Annotated in this window: 34 protein-coding genes; 28 read left to right on the top strand and 6 right to left on the bottom strand. The window is 39.1% G+C overall.

What is annotated here, in order from left to right; genetic code table 11:
- The first annotated feature begins 3 nt into the window (after positions 1-3).
- The 27 genes from rplW to rplQ all read left to right on the top strand — a co-directional run bounded on the left by rplW (position 4) and on the right by rplQ (position 13,241).
- Positions 4-294, top strand: coding sequence for a 50S ribosomal protein L23 (gene rplW, locus IKK64_08345; GenBank protein MBR4120068.1), 291 nt, complete (start codon positions 4-6; stop codon positions 292-294).
- 8 nt (positions 295-302) lie between these two features.
- Positions 303-1,127 carry a 50S ribosomal protein L2 gene (gene rplB, locus IKK64_08340; GenBank protein MBR4120067.1) on the top strand — a complete coding sequence of 275 codons (825 nt, stop codon included), beginning with the start codon at positions 303-305 and terminating at the stop codon, positions 1,125-1,127.
- Positions 1,128-1,150: 23 nt separating this feature from the next.
- The gene (gene rpsS, locus IKK64_08335) at positions 1,151-1,417 is read left to right on the top strand and encodes a 30S ribosomal protein S19 (protein ID MBR4120066.1); all 267 of its coding nucleotides are present in this window, start codon (positions 1,151-1,153) and stop codon (positions 1,415-1,417) included.
- A 52-nt stretch (positions 1,418-1,469) separates the two neighbouring features.
- Complete coding sequence (gene rplV, locus IKK64_08330; protein ID MBR4120065.1) at positions 1,470-1,880, top strand: 50S ribosomal protein L22; 411 nt, start codon at positions 1,470-1,472, stop codon at positions 1,878-1,880.
- Positions 1,881-1,886: 6 nt separating this feature from the next.
- Positions 1,887-2,621: a 30S ribosomal protein S3 gene (rpsC, locus tag IKK64_08325; protein ID MBR4120064.1), complete on the top strand. Its 735-nt coding sequence runs from the start codon at positions 1,887-1,889 to the stop codon at positions 2,619-2,621.
- A 23-nt stretch (positions 2,622-2,644) separates the two neighbouring features.
- Positions 2,645-3,076: a 50S ribosomal protein L16 gene (rplP, locus tag IKK64_08320; protein ID MBR4120063.1), complete on the top strand. Its 432-nt coding sequence runs from the start codon at positions 2,645-2,647 to the stop codon at positions 3,074-3,076.
- A 12-nt stretch (positions 3,077-3,088) separates the two neighbouring features.
- On the top strand, positions 3,089-3,283 hold the full coding sequence (gene rpmC, locus IKK64_08315) for a 50S ribosomal protein L29 (protein ID MBR4120062.1): 195 nt from the start codon (positions 3,089-3,091) through the stop codon (positions 3,281-3,283).
- A gap of 13 nt (positions 3,284-3,296) precedes the next feature.
- Positions 3,297-3,554, top strand: coding sequence for a 30S ribosomal protein S17 (gene rpsQ, locus IKK64_08310; GenBank protein ID MBR4120061.1), 258 nt, complete (start codon positions 3,297-3,299; stop codon positions 3,552-3,554).
- Between the two features lie 4 nt (positions 3,555-3,558).
- A complete protein-coding gene (gene rplN / locus IKK64_08305; GenBank protein MBR4120060.1) occupies positions 3,559-3,924 on the top strand; it encodes a 50S ribosomal protein L14 in 366 nt (121 codons plus the stop codon).
- Between the two features lie 19 nt (positions 3,925-3,943).
- Entirely contained in the window at positions 3,944-4,264 is a 321-nt protein-coding gene (rplX, locus tag IKK64_08300) for a 50S ribosomal protein L24 (protein ID MBR4120059.1), read from the top strand.
- Position 4,265: 1 nt separating this feature from the next.
- Complete coding sequence (rplE, locus tag IKK64_08295) at positions 4,266-4,817, top strand: 50S ribosomal protein L5 (protein ID MBR4120058.1); 552 nt, start codon at positions 4,266-4,268, stop codon at positions 4,815-4,817.
- 3 nt (positions 4,818-4,820) lie between these two features.
- A complete protein-coding gene (rpsN, locus tag IKK64_08290; protein ID MBR4120057.1) occupies positions 4,821-5,090 on the top strand; it encodes a 30S ribosomal protein S14 in 270 nt (89 codons plus the stop codon).
- 75 nt (positions 5,091-5,165) lie between these two features.
- Positions 5,166-5,561, top strand: a complete 396-nt coding sequence (rpsH, locus tag IKK64_08285) for a 30S ribosomal protein S8 (GenBank protein ID MBR4120056.1) — start codon at positions 5,166-5,168, stop codon at positions 5,559-5,561.
- Between the two features lie 17 nt (positions 5,562-5,578).
- The gene (rplF, locus tag IKK64_08280; protein ID MBR4120055.1) at positions 5,579-6,133 is read left to right on the top strand and encodes a 50S ribosomal protein L6; all 555 of its coding nucleotides are present in this window, start codon (positions 5,579-5,581) and stop codon (positions 6,131-6,133) included.
- Between the two features lie 22 nt (positions 6,134-6,155).
- Positions 6,156-6,494 carry a 50S ribosomal protein L18 gene (locus tag IKK64_08275; protein MBR4120054.1) on the top strand — a complete coding sequence of 113 codons (339 nt, stop codon included), beginning with the start codon at positions 6,156-6,158 and terminating at the stop codon, positions 6,492-6,494.
- A gap of 6 nt (positions 6,495-6,500) precedes the next feature.
- Entirely contained in the window at positions 6,501-7,019 is a 519-nt protein-coding gene (gene rpsE / locus IKK64_08270) for a 30S ribosomal protein S5 (protein ID MBR4120053.1), read from the top strand.
- A gap of 15 nt (positions 7,020-7,034) precedes the next feature.
- Positions 7,035-7,208: a 50S ribosomal protein L30 gene (gene rpmD, locus IKK64_08265; protein ID MBR4120052.1), complete on the top strand. Its 174-nt coding sequence runs from the start codon at positions 7,035-7,037 to the stop codon at positions 7,206-7,208.
- Between the two features lie 31 nt (positions 7,209-7,239).
- Positions 7,240-7,686 carry a 50S ribosomal protein L15 gene (gene rplO, locus IKK64_08260; protein ID MBR4120051.1) on the top strand — a complete coding sequence of 149 codons (447 nt, stop codon included), beginning with the start codon at positions 7,240-7,242 and terminating at the stop codon, positions 7,684-7,686.
- A gap of 5 nt (positions 7,687-7,691) precedes the next feature.
- Positions 7,692-9,023 carry a preprotein translocase subunit SecY gene (gene secY / locus IKK64_08255; GenBank protein MBR4120050.1) on the top strand — a complete coding sequence of 444 codons (1,332 nt, stop codon included), beginning with the start codon at positions 7,692-7,694 and terminating at the stop codon, positions 9,021-9,023.
- Between the two features lie 16 nt (positions 9,024-9,039).
- Positions 9,040-9,822, top strand: a complete 783-nt coding sequence (gene map / locus IKK64_08250) for a type I methionyl aminopeptidase (protein ID MBR4120049.1) — start codon at positions 9,040-9,042, stop codon at positions 9,820-9,822.
- A gap of 15 nt (positions 9,823-9,837) precedes the next feature.
- On the top strand, positions 9,838-10,056 hold the full coding sequence (gene infA / locus IKK64_08245) for a translation initiation factor IF-1 (GenBank protein ID MBR4120048.1): 219 nt from the start codon (positions 9,838-9,840) through the stop codon (positions 10,054-10,056).
- A gap of 15 nt (positions 10,057-10,071) precedes the next feature.
- A complete protein-coding gene (gene ykgO / locus IKK64_08240; GenBank protein ID MBR4120047.1) occupies positions 10,072-10,188 on the top strand; it encodes a type B 50S ribosomal protein L36 in 117 nt (38 codons plus the stop codon).
- A 39-nt stretch (positions 10,189-10,227) separates the two neighbouring features.
- Positions 10,228-10,608: a 30S ribosomal protein S13 gene (gene rpsM, locus IKK64_08235; protein ID MBR4120046.1), complete on the top strand. Its 381-nt coding sequence runs from the start codon at positions 10,228-10,230 to the stop codon at positions 10,606-10,608.
- Between the two features lie 9 nt (positions 10,609-10,617).
- Positions 10,618-11,007, top strand: coding sequence for a 30S ribosomal protein S11 (rpsK, locus tag IKK64_08230; GenBank protein MBR4120045.1), 390 nt, complete (start codon positions 10,618-10,620; stop codon positions 11,005-11,007).
- Between the two features lie 136 nt (positions 11,008-11,143).
- On the top strand, positions 11,144-11,752 hold the full coding sequence (gene rpsD, locus IKK64_08225) for a 30S ribosomal protein S4 (protein ID MBR4120044.1): 609 nt from the start codon (positions 11,144-11,146) through the stop codon (positions 11,750-11,752).
- Between the two features lie 8 nt (positions 11,753-11,760).
- On the top strand, positions 11,761-12,750 hold the full coding sequence (locus IKK64_08220) for a DNA-directed RNA polymerase subunit alpha (protein MBR4120043.1): 990 nt from the start codon (positions 11,761-11,763) through the stop codon (positions 12,748-12,750).
- Between the two features lie 5 nt (positions 12,751-12,755).
- Entirely contained in the window at positions 12,756-13,241 is a 486-nt protein-coding gene (rplQ, locus tag IKK64_08215; protein MBR4120042.1) for a 50S ribosomal protein L17, read from the top strand.
- Between the two features lie 194 nt (positions 13,242-13,435).
- Here rplQ and IKK64_08210 read toward each other — a convergent pair whose 3' ends face one another.
- From IKK64_08210 to IKK64_08185, 6 genes are all read right to left on the bottom strand, one after another.
- On the bottom strand, positions 13,436-14,278 hold the full coding sequence (locus IKK64_08210) for a DUF1460 domain-containing protein (GenBank protein ID MBR4120041.1): 843 nt from the start codon (positions 14,276-14,278) through the stop codon (positions 13,436-13,438).
- Positions 14,279-14,405: 127 nt separating this feature from the next.
- Complete coding sequence (ispG, locus tag IKK64_08205; protein ID MBR4120040.1) at positions 14,406-16,172, bottom strand: (E)-4-hydroxy-3-methylbut-2-enyl-diphosphate synthase; 1,767 nt, start codon at positions 16,170-16,172, stop codon at positions 14,406-14,408.
- Between the two features lie 9 nt (positions 16,173-16,181).
- Entirely contained in the window at positions 16,182-16,688 is a 507-nt protein-coding gene (gene purE / locus IKK64_08200; protein ID MBR4120039.1) for a 5-(carboxyamino)imidazole ribonucleotide mutase, read from the bottom strand.
- 15 nt (positions 16,689-16,703) lie between these two features.
- On the bottom strand, positions 16,704-17,303 hold the full coding sequence (locus tag IKK64_08195; protein MBR4120038.1) for a hypothetical protein: 600 nt from the start codon (positions 17,301-17,303) through the stop codon (positions 16,704-16,706).
- A 6-nt stretch (positions 17,304-17,309) separates the two neighbouring features.
- A complete protein-coding gene (rpoN, locus tag IKK64_08190; GenBank protein MBR4120037.1) occupies positions 17,310-18,779 on the bottom strand; it encodes an RNA polymerase factor sigma-54 in 1,470 nt (489 codons plus the stop codon).
- 30 nt (positions 18,780-18,809) lie between these two features.
- Positions 18,810-20,477 (bottom strand): nucleoside kinase, encoded by a 1,668-nt coding sequence (locus tag IKK64_08185; protein MBR4120036.1) that lies wholly within the window; start codon positions 20,475-20,477, stop codon positions 18,810-18,812.
- A gap of 142 nt (positions 20,478-20,619) precedes the next feature.
- On the opposite strand from IKK64_08185, the gene IKK64_08180 reads away from it, so the two are divergent.
- The gene (locus tag IKK64_08180; protein ID MBR4120035.1) at positions 20,620-22,410 is read left to right on the top strand and encodes a Na/Pi cotransporter family protein; all 1,791 of its coding nucleotides are present in this window, start codon (positions 20,620-20,622) and stop codon (positions 22,408-22,410) included.
- The last annotated feature ends 2 nt before the right edge of the window (positions 22,411-22,412 follow it).

The raw sequence follows: 22,412 nt of genomic DNA, 5'->3' as shown, positions 1-22,412 counted from the left end.
AAAATGGCAATAATAATTAAACCGATAGTAACGGAAAAAATGACCAGCATTTCGGAGAAATACAACCGTTTTGGATTTCGTGTAAGTCCCGATGCTAACAAATCACAGATTAAAAAAGCTGTGGAAGAGATGTACAATGTAACAGTAGTTTCGGTAAACACAATGAACTATAAAGGTAAAAACAAAAGCCGTTATACAAAATCAGGTCTTATCGAAGGTAAAACTGCTTCATACAAAAAAGCATTAGTTACATTGAAAGAAGGAGATACAATAGATTTTTTTAGCAATATTTAATTAAACAAATGGCAGTACGTAAATTGAAGCCCACAACACCGGGGCAAAGACACAAGATTATTGGTGCGTTTGATAAAATCACTGCTACCGCACCAGAAAAATCACTTGTAGTCGGTAAAAAAAGTACTGGTGGACGCAACAACGAAGGACATCTAACGATGCGTTACATCGGAGGCGGACACAAACGTAAGTACAGACTTATCGATTTCAAGAGAAATAAAGACGGTGTACCCGCAACAGTAAAGACAATCGAGTATGACCCAAACCGTTCATCTCGCATTGCACTTCTTTATTATGTTGATGGAGAGAAGCGCTACATAATTGCGCCCAATGGTCTTGAAGTAGGAATGACAGTAATGTCAGGAGAGAAAGCAGCACCTGAAGTAGGAAATGCACTATTCCTTTCTGATATACCAGTCGGAACAGTAATTCACAACATTGAGTTGCGTCCTGGACAAGGAGCAGCGTTGGTACGTTCGGCAGGAGTATTTGCACAATTAACTTCGAGAGAAGGAAAATATGCAATTATCAAATTGCCTTCAGGAGAGACACGTAAGATACTTTCAGCATGTAAAGCAACTATCGGTACAGTAGGAAACTCAGACCACGCACTTGAGCAATCAGGAAAAGCAGGTCGTTCACGCTGGTTAGGACGTCGTCCACGCAACCGTGGTGTTGTTATGAACCCCGTTGATCACCCCATGGGTGGAGGTGAAGGACGTGCATCAGGAGGACATCCTCGTTCACGTAAAGGTCTTTACGCAAAAGGTCTTAAAACAAGAGCTCCTAAAAAGGCTTCTTCACAATATATTATAGAAAGAAGAAAGAAATAATTTGATTTGAATAATTAATAACTATGAGTCGTTCATTAAAAAAAGGACCATTTATCAGTGTGAAACTTCAAAAGAAAGTTGACGCAATGGAGGCTACCGGAAAAAAATCGGTAATCAAAACTTGGTCACGTGCATCTATGATTTCTCCCGATTTCGTAGGACACACTTTCGCCGTTCACAATGGTAATAAGTTTATTCCCGTATATGTAACAGAGAACATGGTAGGACACAAACTTGGAGAATTTGCTCCAACTCGTATCTTCCGTGGACACGGAGGTAACAAAAAATAATTAAACCTCCTTGGGAATTTTAAAAACTAATAAAGTAAAAAAGAAAAATAACATGGGTGCAAGAAAAAGAGAATCAGCCGAAAAAAGAAAAGAGGCCTTGAAAGAGAAGAGCTTCGCTAAGCTGAACAATGTACCAACCTCACCCCGTAAAATGCGTTTAGTTGCTGATATGGTAAGAGGAATGGAAGTGTTCAGAGCACTTGGCGTACTTAAATTCTCTACAAAAGAGGCATCGGCAAGATTAGAAAAATTGTTGCGTTCAGCAATTGCCAACTGGGAACAGAAAAACGAACGCAAAGCCGAGAGCGGCGAACTATACATATCAGAGATCTTTGTTGATGGAGCTGCTATGTTGAAACGCCTACGTCCGGCACCACAAGGTCGCGGATACAGAATCCGTAAACGTTCAAACCACGTAACCTTGTTTGTTGATACAATAACTAAAAACGAAAATCAAGATTAATAAGAGATGGGACAAAAAGTAAATCCGATAAGCAACCGATTAGGAATCATCAGAGGCTGGGATTCTAACTGGTACGGCGGCGATAAGTACGGAGACAAGTTATTAGAAGACAGCAATATCCGTAAATATCTAAATGCCCGTCTTTCAAAAGCAAGTGGAGTATCACGCATCATCATTGAGCGTACTCTAAAACTTATAATTATAACTATTTGCACATCACGTCCCGGTATGGTTATCGGAAAAGGTGGACAAGAGGTTGATAAACTCAAAGAGGAGTTAAAGAAAATCACCGACAAGTCTGACAAAGATATCCAAATCAATATCTACGAGATAAAGAAACCGGAACTTGACGCCGTTATTGTTGCTAATAGCATTGCTCGTCAGCTTGAAGGAAAGATGGCTTACCGTCGTGCAATCAAAACTGCGATATCAAACACTATGCGTGCCGGAGCAGAGGGAATCAAAATCCAAATTTCAGGACGTCTAAACGGAGCAGAGATGGCACGTTCAGAAATGTACAAAGAAGGACGTACACCTCTACACACATTACGCGCAGACATTGATTACTCTTTAGCAGAGGCACTAACAAAAGTTGGTTTGTTAGGAATCAAAGTATGGATTTGTCGTGGTGAAGTTTATGGTAAGAGAGATCTTGCTCCTTCATTTACAGCACAAAAAGAGACTCGTGGCGGTGCCGCTGGTCAAGGAGCTAAAAAAGGCTTCAAGAGAAACAAAAAGTAATTAACACAAAGAACTGACAGAAAATGTTACAACCGAGAAAAACAAAATTCAGAAGGCAGCAAAAGGGTCGCATGAAAGGTGTGGCTCAACGCGGCAACGAGTTGGCATTTGGCTCTTTTGGTATTAAGTGTTTGCAATCAAAGTGGATTACAGGTCGCCAAATTGAGGCTGCCCGTATTGCCGTTACCCGCTATATGCAACGTCAAGGACAAGTTTGGATCAGAATTTTCCCTGACAAACCAATTACTAAAAAGCCTGCCGAAGTACGTATGGGTAAAGGAAAAGGATCACCCGAAGGATTCGTAGCACCTGTAACACCGGGAAGAATCTTGATAGAGATAGATGGCGTATCTTTAGAGGTGGCAAAAGAAGCATTGCGTTTAGGTGCGCAAAAACTTCCCGTTACCACAAAGTTAATAATCCGTCGTGATTACGACGAAACTCAAAACGCATAAGGAGGATAAAAAATGAAGATAGCAGAAATAAAAGAACTTCAAACTAAGGAGTTGGTTGAGAGAATTGAAGCTCAAGAAGTAGCTCTTAACCGTATGGTTATCAATCACAGTATCTCTCCTCTTGACAATCCTTCGCAAATTAAACAATTGCGTCGTGAGATTGCGCGTATGAAGGGTGAATTAAATCAAAGAGATCTTAACGCTTAATCAATAACGCCGAATGGAAACAAGAAACTTTAGAAAAGAGAGAGTAGGGGTTGTTACTAGCAACAAGATGGACAAAACCATCACAGTAGCTGTAAAATGGAAAGAGAAACACCCCATTTATGGTAAATTCGTAAACAAAACGAAAAAATACCATGCTCACGATGAGAAAAACGAGTGCGGTATTGGTGATACCGTTAGATTGATGGAAACTCGTCCTTTGAGCAAAATGAAAAGATGGAGAGTAGTTGAAATCGTAGAAAAAGCAAAATAATATTATGATACAACAAGAGTCAAGACTAACAGTCGCTGATAATAGCGGCGCAAAAGAGGCACTTTGTATCCGTGTACTTGGTGGAACCGGAAGACGCTATGCAAGCGTAGGCGATATTATCGTTGTTGCTGTAAAAGGCGTGGTTCCTTCAAGTGATATGAAAAAAGGTGCAGTGTCAAAAGCTGTTGTCGTACGCACTAAAAAAGAGATACGTCGTGCTGACGGATCTTACATACGTTTCGACGACAACGCATGTGTATTATTAAACGGAGCAGGTGAAATTAGAGGTAGCCGTATATTCGGTCCTGTTGCTCGTGAATTGCGTGCAACTAATATGAAAATAGTTTCACTAGCACCTGAAGTACTTTAATAAATAAAAAAGTAGATTAATGAGTAAGTTACACATTAAAAAAGGAGATACCGTTTACGTTAACGCCGGAGAGGACAAAGGAAAAACCGGTCGTGTGCTTAAAGTCTTGGTAAAAGACAACAAAGCAATCGTAGAGGGTGTAAATATGGTGTCAAAACACACCAAACCCAATGCAAAAGCACCACAAGGCGGCATTGTGAAGAAAGAGGCTCCAATACATTTATCAAACCTTAACGTGTTAGATCCTAAAACTAAAACTCCAACACGTATCGGTCGTAAAATGAATGAAGAGGGCAAATTAGTACGTTATTCTAAAAAATCAGGAGAGGAGATTAAATAAAATGGCAGCAAATCTCAAAAAAGAATACCAAGAGAGAATCGTCCCCGCTTTGATGAAAGAGTTTGGCTACACAACAGTGATGCAAGTACCAGTTTTGAAAAAAATTGTACTTAATCAAGGTTTAGGAGATGCAACTCAAGACAAAAAAATCATCGACACAGCGTTGGCAGAGCTAACAGCAATTGCAGGACAACAAGCTGTAGCAACACTCTCACGTAAAGACATTTCAAACTTCAAGGTACGTAAAAAAATGCCTATCGGAGTTTCAGTAACTTTACGTCGTGAGAAAATGTATGAGTTCCTTGAGCGTTTGGTACGCGTAGCATTACCCCGTATCCGCGACTTCAAAGGAATCGAAAGCAAATTAGATGGTAGAGGAAACTACACACTCGGAATCCAAGAGCAAATCATCTTCCCCGAGATTAACATCGACTCTATCAACAAAATCAACGGAATGAATATCACATTCGTTACAAGTGCAAATACTGACGAAGAGGGATATGCATTATTAAAAGAGTTTGGATTACCTTTTAAAAACATCAAAAAGAGCTAAACTATGGCAAAAGAATCAATGAAAGCTCGTGAGGTAAAAAGAGCAAAATTAGTTGCAAAATACGCTGCAAAAAAAGCACAACTTAAAGCAGAAGGCAACTATGAGGCTCTTCAATTAATCCCTCGTAATGCCTCAAGTGTAAGACTACACAACCGTTGCAAATTGACAGGACGTCCAAAAGGATATATGCGTCAATTCGGTATTTCACGTATTCAATTCCGTGAAATGGCATCTCAAGGATTAATCCCCGGAGTAAAAAAAGCAAGTTGGTAGAAACTTGAAAAAAGAAAAAAAAGAGTGAGTTAAATATTGTTCGGGTAGTCCGAATCAATTTAAAATTTATTTAATATGACAGATCCAATAGCAGATTATCTTACAAGGTTAAGAAATGCAATCAAAGCACAACACAACGTAGTTGAAGTGCCTGCATCAAACCTTAAAAAAGAGATCACAAAAATCCTTTTTGACAAAGGTTACATACTTAACTATAAGTTTGTAGAAGAGGGTCCTCAAGGAACAATCAAAATTGCCTTGAAATACGATCCCGTGAATAAAGTAAATGCAATCAAAAAGTTGGAGAGAGTATCTTCACCCGGTTTGCGTAAATACGCTGGACACAAAGAGTTACCACGCGTTCTTAACGGTTTAGGAATAGCAATTATTTCAACTTCAAAAGGAGTTATGACCGATAAAGAGGCACGTAACTTAAATGTTGGCGGAGAAGTGTTGTGTTACGTATATTAAAAAAGAGGAGGTAAATTATGTCAAGAATTGGAAAATTGCCTATCGCTATCCCCGCAGGCGTAACAGTAACAGTTAAAGATAACGAAGTATCGGTAAAAGGACCAAAAGGGGAAATGGTTCAAACCATAACTGGAGGAATAGCAGTAAACGTAGAGGACGGACAATTAACAGTAACACGTCCAGATGATACAAAAGCATCACGTTCATTGCATGGATTATATCGTGCCCTTATCAACAACATGGTAACAGGTGTATCGGTAGGATATAAAAAAGAGTTGGAACTAGTAGGTGTAGGATACCGTGCAGAGAATAATGGTCAAGTACTAAAATTATCACTCGGTTTCTCACACGATATATATGTAAAATTACCCAAAGAGGTAAAACTCGAAACAAAAAGTGAGAGAAATAAAAACCCACTTATTCTGTTAGAGTCATGCGACAAAGAGTTACTCGGTCTGATTTGTGCTAAAATCCGCACATTCCGTAAACCAGAGCCTTACAAAGGAAAAGGTATCAAGTTTGTTGGCGAGTATATTCGTAGAAAATCAGGTAAATCGGCTGGTGCCAAATAATTCACGTTAAAAGGTAAACATCATGAATAAGATAGAAAGAAGAATAAAGATCAAAACCCGCATACGTGGTAAAATTTCAGGAACAGCAGAAACACCTCGTATGACAGTGTTCCGTAGCAACAAACAAATCTACGTTCAAATCATCGATGACTTAGCTGGTAAAACATTAGCAAGTGCATCATCAAAAGGATTAGCAGACGGAGATAACAAAGCTGCAGCAGCACAAGTAGGAGAGTTAATAGCAAAAAAGGCACAAGAGGCAGGAATTACAACAGTAGTATTCGACCGTAACGGTTACCTCTATCATGGCCGAGTAAAAGAGCTTGCAGAAGCAGCTCGTAAGGGTGGACTTAAATTTTAAACGACAATGGCAGTAAAATATAACAGAGTAAAGTCAACTAACGACTTGGAATTAAAAGACAGATTGGTACACATCAATCGTGTAACAAAAGTTACAAAAGGAGGTCGTACATTCAGCTTTTCAGCCATCGTAGTAGTAGGTGACGGCAAAGGAATCGTTGGTTACGGATTAGGAAAAGCCAGCGAGGTTACAGCTGCTATTGCAAAAGGCGTAGAGTCTGCAAAGAAAAACCTTATCAAAGTACCAGTATATAAAGGAACTATTCCTCACGAGCAATTTGCAAAATTCGGAGGAGCGCAAGTACTAATCAAACCAGCATCACACGGTACCGGAGTTAAAGCAGGAGGTGCGATGCGTGCGGTATTAGAGAGCGTTGGAGTAACTGACGTATTGGCAAAATCAAAAGGTTCTTCAAACCCTCACAACTTGGTAAAAGCTACATTTGCAGCATTAGCAGAGTTGCGTGACGCAGCAATGGTAGCACGTAACCGTGGAGTATCAGTAGAAAAAGTATTTAAAGGTTAATAAAGGAACAAAGCGATGAAGACAATTAAAATCACACAAGTAAAAAGTAAAATCAAATGTCCCGCTGTCCAAAAGAAAACCCTTGAAGCTTTAGGATTGCGTAAACTAAACCAAACAGTTGAGCATACAGCCACTCCTCAAATCTTAGGAATGGTAGAGAAAGTAAAACACTTGGTAGTAGTTGAATAATTTGTTTTTTGAACAAGAAAAAATTTAAGATATGAATTTAAGTAATTTAAAACCTGCTGCAGGTTCTACAAAAAGCCGTAAAAGAATTGGTCGCGGACCCGGTTCAGGAATGGGTGGAACTTCAACAAGAGGACACAAAGGAGCAAAACAACGCTCTGGATACAGCAGAAAATTAGGATTTGAGGGAGGTCAAATGCCACTTCAACGTCGTTTGCCTAAATTTGGATTTAAAAATCCTAACCACGTAGAGTACAAAGCAATCAATCTATCTACAATCCAAACATTAGCTGAGGCTAAAGGATTGGAGAAAATTGATGTAAACACTCTAATCGAGGCTGGATTCGTTGCCAAAAACCAAATGGTTAAAATCTTAGGTGGCGGAACAATCACTGCTAAACTTGAAGTAACAGCAAACGCATTCTCAAAATCAGCAGAAGCAGCAATCACTGCAGTTGGAGGCACAATCGTTAAACTCTAATCAATATGAGAGCGATAGAGACAATTAAAAATATTTGGAAGATAGAGGATCTAAGATATAGAATCATCACTACCCTATTGCTAATAATGGTGTACCGCGTAGGATCATACGTGGTACTACCAGGTATTGATGTTGAAACACTCGCAAACCTACAAGAGCAAACACGAGGTGGTTTGATGGCGTTGTTAGATATGTTCTCAGGAGGAGCATTCTCAAATGCATCAATATTTGCATTAGGAATTATGCCCTATATCTCAGCATCTATCGTGATCCAACTTTTGGGAATGGCATTGCCATACTTCCAAAAATTGCAACGCGAAGGCGAAAGCGGACGTCGCAAGTTGAATCAATATACTCGCTATCTAACAGTAGCAATCCTATTAATACAAGCACCCTCATATTTGGTGAACCTTAAAACCCAAATCGGTGCAGCAGCATTCCCCGAAGGAGTAATGTTTATGGTAACATCAACAATCATCCTTGCAGCAGGAAGTATGTTTGTATTATGGTTAGGAGAGCGTATAACAGATAAAGGTATAGGAAACGGAATCTCATTCATAATCTTGATAGGTATCATAGCACGCCTACCACAAGCATTAGGATTTGAGTTCATTAACCGTGCAACAACAGCAACAGGAGGATTAGTAATGTTCTTGGCAGAGATCGTATTCCTATTGTTTGTAGTAGCAGCATCTATTCTATTAGTACAAGGAACACGCAAAGTACCCGTACAATATGCAAAAAGAATAGTAGGCAACAAACAATACGGAGGTGCAAGACAATACATCCCCTTAAAAGTAAACAGTGCAGGAGTAATGCCAATCATCTTTGCACAAGCGTTGATGTTCATACCTATTACAATAGTAGGATTCTCAACAACATCATCAAGTGCATTTGTACAAGCATTCACTGATAACACAGGATTCTGGTATAACTTTGTATATGCAATATTGATCATTGTATTCACATACTTCTATACAGCAATCACTATCCAACCCAATCAAATGGCAGAGGATATGAAACGCAACAATGGATTCATTCCCGGAATCAAACCCGGAAAGAAAACAGCAGAGTACATCGATTCAATAATGTCACGAATCACACTACCAGGTTCAATCTTTTTGGCATTGGTGGCAATTATGCCAGCATTCGCACAAATAGCAGGAATCAGTGCAGAGTTTGCACAATTCTTCGGAGGAACATCACTATTGATTCTTGTAGGAGTAATCCTTGACACACTACAACAAGTAGAGAGTCACTTAATGATGCACCACTACGATGGATTGTTGAAATCAGGCAGAATAAAAGGCCGTCAAGGTTCTGTTTCAGCATATTAGTCTAAAGTAGATAAAAATGATTTATCTTAAAACAGACGAAGAGATAGAGTTAATCAGGGAAAGTAACCTGTTGTTGGCAAAAACCATGGGCGAGATAGCCAAATGGGTGGCACCGGGAGTTACTACCCTAAAACTCGACTCAATAGCCGAACAGTATATTCGCGACAACGGAGGAGTACCAAGTTGTTTAGGATATAGCGGTTATCCAAACTCGATATGTGCATCCGTAAACGAACAAGTTGTACACGGAATACCATCAAGCAAAGAGTTGCAAGAGGGAGACATAGTATCGATAGACTTTTGCGTATTGAAGAACGGATTTCATTCCGACTCGACATACACCTTCCCGGTAGGAGAAGTGAGTTACGAAGTAAAACGACTATTGAAAACAACCAAAGAGTCGTTATACGTAGGAATCGAAAAAGCAGTAGAAGGCAATCGCGTAGGCGATATAAGCAATGCCATTCAAACCTATTGCGAGAAGAGAGGATACTCACTTGTCAGAGAGATGTGTGGACACGGAATAGGACGCCAAATGCACGAAGCACCCGAAGTTCCCAATTACGGACGCCGAGGATGCGGACCGGTATTACGAAGTGGTATGGTATTAGCCATAGAGCCTATGGTAAATATGGGTTCACGTAATATAGTAATAGAACGCGATGGTTGGACAGCACGCACAAAAGATCGCAAACCGGCAGCACACTATGAATTATGTGTAGCCGTACGCGAAGGAAAGGCCGACATACTATCAACATTCAAATACGTAGAAGAAGTTTTAGGAGATAAATACATTTAAAAAATAAGATAACTTATGGCAAAACAAGCAGCGATAGAACAAGACGGAACAATAGTAGAGGCACTGTCTAATGCTATGTTCAGGGTTGAGTTAGAGAATGGACACGAAATAACAGCCCATATCTCAGGCAAGATGCGCATGCATTATATAAGAATACTACCTGGCGACAAAGTAAGAGTAGAAATGTCACCTTATGACTTGTCAAAAGGACGTATAGCGTTTAGATATAAATAAAAAAACTAAATAAAAATGAAAGTAAGAGCATCATTAAAAAAGCGCACACCGGAGTGTAAAATAGTTAGACGCAACGGAAAGTTGTATGTAATTAACAAGAAAAATCCAAAGTATAAACAACGTCAAGGATAATTTTATTATCTTTGCAAAATATTTATCAGTAATTAATATATGGCAGTAAGAATTGTCGGTGTTGACCTACCGCAAAATAAAAGAGGTGAAATCGCTTTGACCTACATATTCGGTATCGGTCGAAGTGCGTCAAAAACCATCTTAGAGAAAGCTGGAATTGACAAAAACATTAAAGTAAAAGATTGGACAGACGACCAAGCAGCAAAAGTTCGTGAGATCATCGGAGCAGAGTACAAAGTAGAGGGAGATCTTCGTACAGAAGTACAACTCAACATCAAACGATTAATGGATATTGGTTGTTATCGTGGTGTACGTCACCGTAATGGACTTCCCGTTCGTGGACAAAGTACAAAAAACAATGCCCGCACACGTAAGGGTAAAAAGAAAACCGTTGCAAATAAGAAAAAAGCTACTAAATAATAAGTAAGTATGGCAAAAAAAACAGTCGCAGTAAAGAAGAGAAAAGTACATGTAGGCGTTGTGGGACAAGCTCACATCCACTCTTCATTTAACAACATCATCGTCTCAATCGCCAACGAAGACGGACAAGTTATCTCTTGGTCTTCAGCAGGTAAAATGGGATTTAGAGGATCAAAGAAAAATACTCCTTATGCAGCACAAATGGCAGCACAAGACTGCGGAAAAGTTGCATTTGATTTAGGTCTACGTAAAGTAAAAGCATACGTTAAAGGCCCGGGTAATGGTCGTGAATCAGCAATCCGTACAATTGCACAATTAGGCATTGACGTAATAGAGATTATAGACGTTACTCCATTGCCACACAATGGATGTCGTCCTCCAAAAAGAAGAAGAGTATAAGAGTATTATTAACATTAACAGTTTTTTTGAGCCACCATCACAAGATGAAATAAAGATTGCCTTTTATAATCCTCTCGCAATCGCGGCTGCATCTTAATGGACAAGATCAAGAAAACAAAAATTAAACAAGTTAAAAATGGCAAGATATACAGGACCTAAATCAAGAATTGCACGTAAATTCGGAGAGGCAATTTTTGGAGCAGATAAAGTGTTGTCAAAGAAGAACTATCCTCCTGGACAACACGGACAAAACAAAAGAAGAAAAACATCTGAGTACGGAACACAACTTGCAGAGAAGCAAAAAGCAAAATACACTTACGGAGTATTAGAGCGTCAGTTCCGCATACTATTTGAGAAAGCATCACGCACAAAAGGTATTACAGGTGAGGTATTACTACAACTATTGGAGTCACGTCTTGACAACGTAGTATATCGCTTAGGTATAGCACCAACACGTGCAGCTGCTCGTCAATTAGTATCACACCGTCACATTGTTGTTGATGGAAAAGTAGTAAACATTCCTTCATACCAATTGAAACCCGGTCAAGTAGTAGGAGTACGTGAGAAATCAAAATCATTGGAGAATATCACAGACTCACTTGCAGGATTCAATCACAGCAAATATCCTTGGATTGAGTGGGATGAAGCAACAAAAAGCGGAAAATATCTACACATTCCAGAAAGAGCAGATATTCCTGAGAATATCAAAGAGCAATTAATCGTTGAGTTGTACTCTAAACAATAATAAGAATTATGGCGATATTAGCATTTCAAAAACCCGAAGAGGTAGTCATGGTAGAGGCTACACAGTTCTTTGGAAAATTCGAATTCCGTCCTTTGGAGCCTGGCTACGGTGTTACAGTAGGCAATGCGTTACGCCGTATTCTCCTCTCTTCATTAGAGGGATTTGCAATTACCTCAATACGTATTGAGGGAGTTGATCACGAGTTTGCTACCATACCCGGAGTATTAGAAGACGTATCAAACATTATCTTGAACTTAAAGAAAGTACGTCTAAAAAGAATTGTTGAAGATGTAGAGACAGAGAAAGTTTCTCTAACATGTTCAGGATCTGAATTTAAAGCCGGAGATATAAGCAAAGCACTATCAAGCTTTGAGGTATTGAACCCTGAGTTGGTAATATGTCACCTTGATTCAAGTGCAAAATTCAACATTGAGTTGAACATTAACAAAGGACGTGGATATGTACCCGCTGAGGAGAACGCACAACCCACAGATGCTGTTGATGTAATAGCAATAGACTCAATTTACACACCAATCGTAAATGTAAAATACTACTACGATCCATATCGTGTAGAGCAAAAAACTGACTACGAGAAGTTGACAATTGAGGTAACAACCGATGGATCAATTCACCCAAAAGATGCTTTAAAAGAGGCAGCAAAAATATTGATGTATCACTTTATGATGTTCTCTGATGAGAAGATAACATTAGAGTCGTCAGACGGTGATGGCAATGAAGAATTTGATGAAGAGGTATTACATATGCGTCAATTGTTGAAGAGCCGTTTAACTGACATGGATCTTTCAGTTCGTGCATTAAACTGCTTGAAATCAGCCGATGTTGAAACATTAGCAGAGTTGGTAGTATTCAACAAAAACGATCTATTGAAATTCCGAAACTTCGGTAAAAAATCACTAAACGAGTTAGATGACCTTTTGGCAGGATTGAACCTATCTTTCGGAATGGACATCTCTAAATATAAATTAGATAAAGAATAACAACGATGAGACATAATAAAAAATTCAACCACTTGAGCAGAACAGCTTCACACAGAGCAGCCATGTTGTCAAACATGACTTGTTCATTGATAATGCACAAGCGTATATTCACAACTTTAGCAAAAGCAAAAGCATTAAGAGTATATGCTGAGCCTATCATCAACAAGGCAAAAGAAGACACAACAGCATCTCGCCGTGTAGTATTTAGCTATTTGCAAGACAAAAAAGCAGTAAAAGAGCTTTTCGGAGATATAGCAACTAAAATTGCAGAGCGTAACGGAGGATACACTCGTATCATCAAAACAGGAACACGTCTTGGAGACGGAGCAAAAACTTGTTTTATTGAGTTAGTAGATTACAACGAGAATATGCTTAAAGAGAAAACAGCTAAAAAAGCAACTCGTACACGTCGCTCAAAAAAAGCAGCAGCACCAGTTGCTGAGGCTCCAGTTGCAGAGGCACCAGTTGCTGAAACTCCAGCAGCAGAGTAATATAGAATCTAAACAATCTATATAGAGAAAAGAGAACGATTTAATCGTTCTCTTTTTCTTTTTAATAGATAATGATTAAAAGAGTTGTTCTAAATTACACTACATCTTTCATATCCATTGTGACGAGTATAAATAATGCCTTGTCCTATACTCTCCATAAAATTTACAAACTTTTGTTGTAAGTAGTGGAGATACTAAAGTATCCTCACAACCTTAACCCCTGCGTGGTGTTTTTGTTTTGCGAGGTATTCACTTAGAGGAAGAGGGTCGGTGATGACCTCCTTTTTTGCTGAAGAGGCGTGTAGAAGATGAATTTTGCCCTCAACAAATGTGGCAAAACCAACGTGCGATATATCCAACCCTTTAATATCTGTTACGATAGCAATAATATCGCCCTCTTTAACGCTCTCTTTTGTCAGTAGAGCAACTTTCTCTTTGGGTATATAAGAGAATGGCTGAGCAGATAAAAACGCTTCAGTGGTCTTTATTTCGCTTAGGATAGTGTCCGAAGTGATGCCTTTGTACCTGTCGGCATTAAGGCTCATAAAATTTATTGAGCGTTGCTCTGTTTCAATTAGGGTGTCAGGTAAAATCTCCTCAACAATACCCATTGTTTGGTTATTATATATCCACTCGCTGAAGTAGTGCAAACGGCTCTCATAACCATTGCACTTGCCATTGCGGTAGCGAATTATCTCCAACTCTTTTACAAATTGCTTATAATCGGTTACTCCCTTGTTTATGCAACGAGTAAGAGTGGTAACCGTCTCAACAAAGGTGGTGCAGTCGAGCGAGTCAAACCTCACAACAATACCCTCTGTTTGCTCTCTATCCAAAGTCCCCCCTTGATAAGGGGTTGCCAAAAATATTTTTGCAACTTCTGTTGTGCTTACTGGCTTAGAGTCAAACGTGTGGGTTAATATCTCCTCACACTTTACAGAGTCTTTTGCGGTATAATAAACAATATTCTCACTCTCTACTGCGTTTCTGCAAGAGAGTGAGAATAATAGTAGAGATATTAGTATAAGGGATTTCATAATTTATGAAATTAGTAATTATTTCTAACAACTAACAAAGTTGCTAGTAAGCGAATACAATGATAAACATGTTTAATCATTGTTGCGCGTGAGCAAGTTCAACAAGCAAATGCTTGTTAACTAACAACTAAGAACGGTCCTCCTCAATAAACTTCAATAGGCGTTCAACAGCCTCATCTTCGGGGATGTTCTTCTCAATACAAACTTTTCCCTTATATAGGCTTATCTTGCCACGAGCTGCACCAACATAGCCATAGTCGGCATCTGCCATCTCGCCGGGACCATTAACAATACAGCCCATAATACCAATCTTCAATCCCACAAGATGAGCTGTAGCCTCTTTAATACGGGCAACTGTTTTTTGTAAATCAAATTGAGTTCTGCCACAACCCGGACATGAGATATACTCGGTTTTGGTTGTTCTTAACCTTGCGGCTTGAAGTGCCGAGAATGAAATGGTAGTTATAGTGTTGTTATCAATGCAACCATTGTTTACAATCATCACGCCATTCCCAACTCCATCAAGAAGCAGAGCTCCCAAGTCGGCACCACACTTAATTTGTAGAGCCTCTTTCTCGTTCTCTGCATATTGCAACATCAATACAACAGGGTTATTGCACCCTTTGCGTGTAAGAGTGTGAGCCGTTGCTCTTAACTCGCCCACCATATTTGCGTGGTTGCTGTATGCCATTACAATAACACTCTTATGACTTGCAATAAAGGCAATAACACTATCGGTTAGTTGTGGGTAGTGTAGTTTTAAAATAAGAGGTTCAGAGTAGTTTTCGTAATGCTCAATATCTTCAACCCCAATAACTTTGATTGAGATATTCTCTCCAACACATAAACTCTCTTTTAAAATGTAGTCGGGTTTAAGAGTGCCGGTAAGCGAACAATCTCCGTTGCAGATAACAATAGGAGCATTATCTCCGCCTACGTTGGCAACTGAAAACGATGGTCTGCGTTCCATATTCAGGTATGAGTACCCTTCGTAAGGAGTGGCAATAATCTCTTTGTGCCCCTCTCGCTCCTGAACGTAGTTTACCAATTGCGATGCAACAGGAACTTCGTTTTGTGGAGGCTCACTGAGTGAAACTCTAATAGTGTCTCCAATGCCATCGCAAAGCAAAGCACCAATACCCACAGCCGATTTAATACGACCATCCTCGCCATCGCCTGCCTCGGTAACCCCAAGATGAAGAGGGTAGTTCATACCTTCACGCTCCATGGCGTCAATAAGCAACCTTACCGATTTTACCATTACAACGGTGTTTGATGCTTTTATTGAGAGAGCCACATTGTTGAAGTTTTCACGTTTACAAACACGAAGGAACTCCATGCACGACTCGGCAATACCCTCTGGGGTGTCGCCATATCGGCTCATAATTCTATCCGACAACGAGCCATGATTAACACCAATCCTCAAAGCGGTGTTATGCTCTTTGCAAATATCAAGCAGTTGAATAAACCTCTCTTCAAGACGCTTAATCTCCTCTCTGTAACTCTCATCGGTATATTCAATAATTTTGAACACTCTTGCACTATCGGTAAAATTACCGGGGTTGATTCTTATCTTATCGGTGATCTTAGCGGCGGCATCAGCCACGTTAGGGTTAAAATGAATATCCGCAATAAGGGGTGTGGTGTTGCCTTTTGCTCTTAATGTTTTACGTATAACGGCAAGAGCATCAACCTCCAATACACCTTGAGTGGTTAAACGAACATAGTCGGCACCTGCATCGGCAATCTCCAGAACCTGTTTCACACTCGCCTCAACATCGCGAGTAGAGGTGTCGGTCATCGATTGAATTCGTATGGGGTTATCTCCACCCAAAGGAATACCCCCAATGTTTGTTACCGAACTAACCCTTCTGCGGTAGTTAAAAATATCCATTTTCTATTATTAGTTTGTTTTGTATTTATACTCTATTTTAGCAAGTTCCTCGTTAGCCTTTACAATTTTTTGAGCCAACGCTGCTTTATAGGTTTTAAATTTAGATGCAATATTCTCATCGCTTAGCGAGAGCATCTGTATTGCTAAAATTGCAGCATTCAAAGCCCCGTTTATTCCTACGGTTGCAACAGGTATTCCCGGAGGCATTTGCACAATGGCAAGAAGAGCATCCATACCATCAAGAGTTGAGTTGATGGGAACACCAATAACGGGTAGTGGAGTGCTTGCTGCAATAACACCAGGAAGATGTGCTGCCATACCTGCGGCAGCAATAATAACTTTAATACCACGCCCTTCAGCGTTTTTTGCAAACTCTTCAACTTCAACGGGAGTGCGGTGAGCCGATAGAGCATTCATCTCAAAAGGTATTTCAAACTCGTCAAGCAATTTAGCCGCTTTCTCCATAATGGGCAAATCAGATGTACTGCCCATGATAATACTGACAATAGGTTTCATATCTTATAATATAGTTTAAAATAATATTTTCGTAAAAACAGCACCGGAGTAACTCCAGAAAAAGCCGAGTATGGCACCGATAATAACCTCTCTCGGAGTATGATCTTTTAGATATACTCTTGCACTTCCCAGAATACCCCCTAATAAAATTATAAGGCAAATAATCTCCAAAGAAACAAAACTTTGAAACTTTGCAATTATAAACATTGCTCCAATCAATACTCCATACATGGTTGTGTGGAACGATATATTATATTTTTTATTAAACAGGAATAGTGTAATTATTGCCAATACTGCACTAATTAAAAAACTAATTCTCCATACAGGAATACCTCTACTTAAAAGATAATATGCCAATGTAAAATTACCAATCCCAAAAGCCATATATAAAGGGCCTCTTTCACTGCTTTTATCGTTAAGATTTACTCTATTTATTCTTGATACAAGAAAGGGTATAAGTGTTGTGAATAGTGCAACAACTCCTAACAATACTCCAAAAGAGTAGAGCGAAACAGTGCTGAAATATGCCGAGAGAAAGATAAGGGCATATAAGTATATGAATATAAAATATGGAGATAATAGACCCGAAATAAATTTGGATAATACTCTTAACATAAACAACTACAACTCCTTTCTTAGTCTTGCAATAGGGATATTATTCTGTTCTCTGTATTTGGCAACAGTACGTCTTGCAATTTTGTATCCCTTTTCGCAAAGGATAGCGCAAATTTCATTATCAGACAGTGGTTGTTTTTTATCTTCGTTCTCAATAATATCTACCAGAATTTTCTTAACCTCTTTTGAAGATACTTCTTCGCCATCATTGGTTTGCAAACTCTCCGAGAAGAGATGTTTAAGAGAATATACTCCATATCGGGTTTGCATATATTTTCCGTTAAGTACGCGCGAAACGGTAGAGATGTCGTAATTGGTAACCTCCGCAATATCCTTCAGAATCATAGGACGGAGGTCGCGATCATCGCCCGTGATAAGGAAATCTTTTTGTATCGACAGAATAACCGCCATAATATTCGACAAAGTAATTTGTCTCTGTTTTACCGACTCTATGAACCATTGGGCTGAATCTAATTTCTGCCTTACAAACAAAAGAGTCTCTCTTGTCTCTTTAGTCTGGTTTGCCTTATTGCTGGTGTAATCTTTATACATATCAATATATTTCTGATTAACTCTCAGCTCAGGAATATTACAATCGTTTAATGAGAATGTAACTTCGCCGTTGTTCTCCTCAATAAATATATCGGGGCTTATTTGGTTATAAGTATCGCCAAACGATGAGTTCCAAGTATTTCCGGGACGAGGATTGAGTTGGGTAAGAGTTTTTATAACTTTTTTAAGTAGCTCTTTGTCCAGCCCAAGAGCCTTGCCAATTCTGTCGTAGTGTTTTTTGCTAAAGTCGTCAAAATGGTTTGTTATGATCTCTTTGGCTATAATTACATTCTCTTCGCTGCTCTCAAGTCTGTTGAGTTGAAGCATAAGACACTCCTGAAGGGATGTTGCCGCAACACCGGCAGGATCAAACTCTTTTATCTTGTCAAGAACTTTCTCAATGGTATAAACATCAATATCAAGACCTGCCTGAAAAATCAAATCATCTGAGATCATTTGTAAAGGTCTTCTCAGATAACCGTCATCATCAATATTGCCTATAATATACTCGGCAATCTTCTCTTCAATATCTGACAGTTCAAGAAATGCAAGTTGATCAAACAGATGCCCTTGAATAGAACTATCGCTAAGAAAAGGAATATCTCCTTTGTAGCCCTCGCTATGATCGTTTTCGTATTGTGAGATTTTATAATCAGGAATGTCGTCCTCTGAGAAGTAGTCGCCTAACGAAATATCCTCATTGCTTCCGTCTTCATCATTTGTGGCAATATCTTCTTTCGATGGAGAATCATCCTCCCCATCGTTTCTTTTAATAACCTCGTCAAGAGCAGGGTTATCAATAATCTCTTGTTTAATTCTCTCCTCCAGTTCCAAATTATTAAGTTCCATAAGGCGAATAAATTGAACCTGTTGGGGAGCAAGACGTTGTTGAAGCCTTAACTCTAACTGCTGTTTTAATGCCATAAAAACTACAATAGAAATTATAGTGCGAAGTTAATATATAAAACTGCTTCCACCAAGAAACTCCCTTGCCAAAGATGTTGGAGGAATCTCTTTTTCTGGAGTAGGTATAAACATACTTAGGAAATTTAGCAGACGTTTGGCCTCGTTGTACTCTTTTTGGTTTTTGCCCACTTGAGCAAGAATGGGAATAGCCTCTCGGCAAATCACCGAAAGTTCGTAAAGTAACGAGGTGTTAAACATTGCATCGGCATTCTCTTGATATGGGAAGATCCACTTCTCTTCGCCACATCTAACGCTTGGCCAACGAGCAATGGTGCCTTGAGCCGAAGTGCCACGATATTTGGCATCGCGAATAATTCTGCGCAACAGACGGTTGTCTGTTGTAGGTATTCTGTTGTGGTCGTCAATTGAAATGGATGTTAATGCCGAAACGTAAACTCTATATTTCAATCTATCATCAATTTGAGCGGTAAGTTGAGGATTTAGAGCGTGAATACCCTCTAATATCAAAATGCTTTGAGGAGTAAGTTTTAGTCTTTTACCGGTATAACTTCTTGTGCCGGTCTCAAAGTTGTAGGTTGGAATATCAATCTCCTTGCCGTCAAGTAAATCGTTAAGGTCTCTATTGAACGCCTCAAGGTCAAGAGCATAGAGCGACTCATAATCATAATCGCCACTCTCATCGCGAGGTGTATCTTTTCTGTCAACAAAGTAATCATCTAACGAGATAGCCACAGGGAGTAGCAGGTTTGTTAAGAGTTGTACCGACAACCTCTTTGAGAAGGTTGTCTTACCCGATGATGAAGGTCCTGCAATAAGAACAACCCTACCGCTGCCGTTAAGTTTAAATCTCTCGGCAATATCATCGGCAATATGGGCAATCTGTTTCTCGTGCAATGCCTCCATAACCTTTATAAGAGTGGGGGCGTGTCCCGAAGCGATAGCCTCATTCAAATCTCCTACGTTGCTCAATTGTGCAATATTATTAAATCTGTATTGCTCCTCAAAGGCGGCAAGAAGTTTATCTTGTCGCGAAATCTCGTTTAGTTCATTGGGATTTGCTTTTGATGGCGGAACAAGAAGGTATCCGTAACTATACTTGACAAAGTCAAAAACAGGAACGTATCCTGTTGAGGGTGTAAGTTCGTATGGGTAGGTGTCAATAACATTATCCAATTTATAATATACTGTATATGGGGCAGAGATATATGATAGAAGTTTTATCTTATCTGTCATACCGGCATCTTTAAATTTCTGTAATACCTCTTTTGTAGGCTCTTCAAATCTGCCGATAGGCATATCCTTAGAAACAATCTCACGCATACGCTCATTAATCATCATAAGAGTGTTCTCGCCACATTTCTCTGATAAGCGACAGAACAACCCTTTTGAAATTGAGTGTTCAATATCGAGTTTTGCATTAGGCATAACATCGTGGACTGCTTTGTATAGAATAAAGCAAAGGGTATGGATATATACTCTCTCGCCATGAGGAGAGGTATAGTCAAAGAACTCAATATCTTTAGGTTTGTATACTCTAAAGTTTAAACTCTGTGTTCGGTTATTTACCAAAGCGCCCATAATACGAGAATTCAACACAATCCCCGACTTGTTGAATATCTCCAACACTGAAGAACCCTTCTCAACTTCAATCTCTTTTCCGTTATTAACACAGAAAATTTTAATAGTGTCGTTCATCATAAATCTATTTTTTATGACAAAACTGTTAAAAGTTTTGCCTAATTGTATTTTTATTTTAATTTTGTGTCGGTAAAATGCCTAACTGTTTTTGCATTTGTGATGCTAAAATAAGAAAATTATTATAAAAATCAAATAGTAAATGGAATATTCATTTTTTGACTTTCTGCAACTAATAGGTTCATTAGGTCTGTTTTTGTACGGAATGAAGATGATGAGTGAGGGGTTGCAAAAAATTGCAGGTGACCGTATGCGTTCAATCCTCTCGGCAATGACCTCAAATCGCTTCATGGGGGTTTTTACAGGATTGTTGATTACAGCACTAATCCAATCTTCATCGGCAACCACAGTAATGGTTGTAAGTTTTGTAAATGCAGGACTCCTCTCGTTGGTGCAATCAATCTCAGTTATTATGGGTGCCAACATTGGAACAACACTTACAGCATGGATAATCTCGTTCTTTGGATTTGCCGTTGATATTAGTGTTTTTGCAATACCATTAATTGGTTTGGCAATTCCATTCTTCTTCTCAAGTAAGAGTAACAGACGCTCAATTGGAGAGTTGATTCTTGGATTCTCATTCCTGTTTATGGGACTATCTTACTTGAAAAACTCAGTGCCTGACATTCAAAGCAGTCCTGAGATTCTGGCATTCTTGCAAAACTATTCCGATATGGGATATTGGTCAGTACTGATATTCTTCTTTGCAGGAGCAATAATAACTCTTATAGTGCAGTCGTCAAGTGCAACTGTGGCCATCACTTTAATTATGTGCAGTAAAGGCTGGATTCCTTTTGAGTTGGCTGCCGCAATGGTGTTGGGTGAAAACATTGGTACTACAATTACTGCAAATATTGCCGCTATATCGGGTAATGTTCAAGCAAAACGAGCTGCATTCTCACACTTTATATTTAATACTTTTGGTGTGGTTTGGATGCTTATAGTATTCTTCCCCTTTGTTAGGATGGTAAATTCGTTAGCCACAGGTATGACTGGTTATTCTCCAAATGAGTTGCAACCATTCATTCATGCCCACCCTGAACTTATTTCGGCTGCAGGAGATGATTCTCCTCTTTCAGAAGCCTATATGACGTATCAAACATCGGTATCATACGGATTATCTCTATTCCACACCATTTACAATATCATTAACGTAGGTATAATGATTTGGTTTGTGAAGGTATATGAGAAGATTGTATGTGCTGTAATAAAACAGAAAAAGAACGGAGAGGAGGAGGAGTTCCAGCTCAAATATATCTCAGCAGGTATGTTGTCAACATCTGAGTTGTCGCTATTACAGGCAAAGAAAGAGATTGAACTTTATAGCGTAAGAACAACTCGTATGTACGGAATGGCTCGTGACCTGTTGTCGGAGAAACCCGATAGTGAAGCATTCAATAAACTATTTAGCCGTATCCAAAAATATGAGCAGATCAGCGATAATATGGAGTTGGAGATTGCTCGTTATCTAAACAATGTTTCTGACGGACGTTTGAGTTTTGATGGTAAGATGAAGGTAAATGCTATGATGACTGAAACTACCGAGATTGAGAGCATTGGTGATAGTTGTTATAGTATTGCACGTGCTATTCAACGTAAAAACAATGAGAATATAGTGTTTAACGAATACATTACTGAACGTATAACTAATATGTTTACATTGGTATGTAATGCTCTTGAGAATATGAATACCATTCTCTCAAAAACAGATATAAGTGATGTTGATATAAACAAAACTTACAATATTGAGATGGAGATAAACAACTATCGCAATATGCTACGTAATGCAAATATGGAGAATATTAACAATAAGGTATATGAGTATCGAGCAGGAATTCACTTTATGGATATTATATTGGAGTGTGAGAAACTTGCCGACTATGTTGTTAATGTTATTGATGCAGTACGCGAGAAACGTTCTATAAAACAATAGAC

This window comes from Bacteroidales bacterium (assembly GCA_017521245.1).
In the GTDB taxonomy this organism is placed as follows: domain Bacteria; phylum Bacteroidota; class Bacteroidia; order Bacteroidales; family G3-4614; genus Caccoplasma_A.
This window is presented reverse-complemented; position numbering and strand designations above follow the sequence as displayed.

What these genes read in the sequence shown, in the direction of transcription:
- rpsS (MBR4120066.1), top strand. Translation starts at nt 1,151, where the DNA reads ATGAGTCGTTCATTAAAAAAAGGACCATTTATCAGTGTGAAACTTCAA.
- rplF (MBR4120055.1), top strand. Translation starts at nt 5,579, where the DNA reads ATGTCAAGAATTGGAAAATTGCCTATCGCTATCCCCGCAGGCGTAACA.
- rplQ (MBR4120042.1), top strand. Translation starts at nt 12,756, where the DNA reads ATGAGACATAATAAAAAATTCAACCACTTGAGCAGAACAGCTTCACAC.
- rplW (MBR4120068.1), top strand. Translation starts at nt 4, where the DNA reads ATGGCAATAATAATTAAACCGATAGTAACGGAAAAAATGACCAGCATT.
- secY (MBR4120050.1), top strand. Translation starts at nt 7,692, where the DNA reads ATGAGAGCGATAGAGACAATTAAAAATATTTGGAAGATAGAGGATCTA.
- ykgO (MBR4120047.1), top strand. Translation starts at nt 10,072, where the DNA reads ATGAAAGTAAGAGCATCATTAAAAAAGCGCACACCGGAGTGTAAAATA.
- rpoN (MBR4120037.1), bottom strand. Translation starts at nt 18,779, where the DNA reads ATGGCATTAAAACAGCAGTTAGAGTTAAGGCTTCAACAACGTCTTGCT.
- rplV (MBR4120065.1), top strand. Translation starts at nt 1,470, where the DNA reads ATGGGTGCAAGAAAAAGAGAATCAGCCGAAAAAAGAAAAGAGGCCTTG.
- rplX (MBR4120059.1), top strand. Translation starts at nt 3,944, where the DNA reads ATGAGTAAGTTACACATTAAAAAAGGAGATACCGTTTACGTTAACGCC.
- rplB (MBR4120067.1), top strand. Translation starts at nt 303, where the DNA reads ATGGCAGTACGTAAATTGAAGCCCACAACACCGGGGCAAAGACACAAG.
- rpsC (MBR4120064.1), top strand. Translation starts at nt 1,887, where the DNA reads ATGGGACAAAAAGTAAATCCGATAAGCAACCGATTAGGAATCATCAGA.
- IKK64_08220 (MBR4120043.1), top strand. Translation starts at nt 11,761, where the DNA reads ATGGCGATATTAGCATTTCAAAAACCCGAAGAGGTAGTCATGGTAGAG.
- IKK64_08180 (MBR4120035.1), top strand. Translation starts at nt 20,620, where the DNA reads ATGGAATATTCATTTTTTGACTTTCTGCAACTAATAGGTTCATTAGGT.
- rpsE (MBR4120053.1), top strand. Translation starts at nt 6,501, where the DNA reads ATGGCAGTAAAATATAACAGAGTAAAGTCAACTAACGACTTGGAATTA.
- rplN (MBR4120060.1), top strand. Translation starts at nt 3,559, where the DNA reads ATGATACAACAAGAGTCAAGACTAACAGTCGCTGATAATAGCGGCGCA.
- IKK64_08185 (MBR4120036.1), bottom strand. Translation starts at nt 20,477, where the DNA reads ATGAACGACACTATTAAAATTTTCTGTGTTAATAACGGAAAAGAGATT.
- rplP (MBR4120063.1), top strand. Translation starts at nt 2,645, where the DNA reads ATGTTACAACCGAGAAAAACAAAATTCAGAAGGCAGCAAAAGGGTCGC.
- rpsD (MBR4120044.1), top strand. Translation starts at nt 11,144, where the DNA reads ATGGCAAGATATACAGGACCTAAATCAAGAATTGCACGTAAATTCGGA.
- rpsH (MBR4120056.1), top strand. Translation starts at nt 5,166, where the DNA reads ATGACAGATCCAATAGCAGATTATCTTACAAGGTTAAGAAATGCAATC.
- rpsM (MBR4120046.1), top strand. Translation starts at nt 10,228, where the DNA reads ATGGCAGTAAGAATTGTCGGTGTTGACCTACCGCAAAATAAAAGAGGT.
- IKK64_08210 (MBR4120041.1), bottom strand. Translation starts at nt 14,278, where the DNA reads ATGAAATCCCTTATACTAATATCTCTACTATTATTCTCACTCTCTTGC.
- rpmC (MBR4120062.1), top strand. Translation starts at nt 3,089, where the DNA reads ATGAAGATAGCAGAAATAAAAGAACTTCAAACTAAGGAGTTGGTTGAG.
- rpsK (MBR4120045.1), top strand. Translation starts at nt 10,618, where the DNA reads ATGGCAAAAAAAACAGTCGCAGTAAAGAAGAGAAAAGTACATGTAGGC.
- infA (MBR4120048.1), top strand. Translation starts at nt 9,838, where the DNA reads ATGGCAAAACAAGCAGCGATAGAACAAGACGGAACAATAGTAGAGGCA.
- rplE (MBR4120058.1), top strand. Translation starts at nt 4,266, where the DNA reads ATGGCAGCAAATCTCAAAAAAGAATACCAAGAGAGAATCGTCCCCGCT.
- ispG (MBR4120040.1), bottom strand. Translation starts at nt 16,172, where the DNA reads ATGGATATTTTTAACTACCGCAGAAGGGTTAGTTCGGTAACAAACATT.
- rpmD (MBR4120052.1), top strand. Translation starts at nt 7,035, where the DNA reads ATGAAGACAATTAAAATCACACAAGTAAAAAGTAAAATCAAATGTCCC.
- rplO (MBR4120051.1), top strand. Translation starts at nt 7,240, where the DNA reads ATGAATTTAAGTAATTTAAAACCTGCTGCAGGTTCTACAAAAAGCCGT.
- map (MBR4120049.1), top strand. Translation starts at nt 9,040, where the DNA reads ATGATTTATCTTAAAACAGACGAAGAGATAGAGTTAATCAGGGAAAGT.
- IKK64_08195 (MBR4120038.1), bottom strand. Translation starts at nt 17,303, where the DNA reads ATGTTAAGAGTATTATCCAAATTTATTTCGGGTCTATTATCTCCATAT.
- rpsN (MBR4120057.1), top strand. Translation starts at nt 4,821, where the DNA reads ATGGCAAAAGAATCAATGAAAGCTCGTGAGGTAAAAAGAGCAAAATTA.
- IKK64_08275 (MBR4120054.1), top strand. Translation starts at nt 6,156, where the DNA reads ATGAATAAGATAGAAAGAAGAATAAAGATCAAAACCCGCATACGTGGT.
- purE (MBR4120039.1), bottom strand. Translation starts at nt 16,688, where the DNA reads ATGAAACCTATTGTCAGTATTATCATGGGCAGTACATCTGATTTGCCC.
- rpsQ (MBR4120061.1), top strand. Translation starts at nt 3,297, where the DNA reads ATGGAAACAAGAAACTTTAGAAAAGAGAGAGTAGGGGTTGTTACTAGC.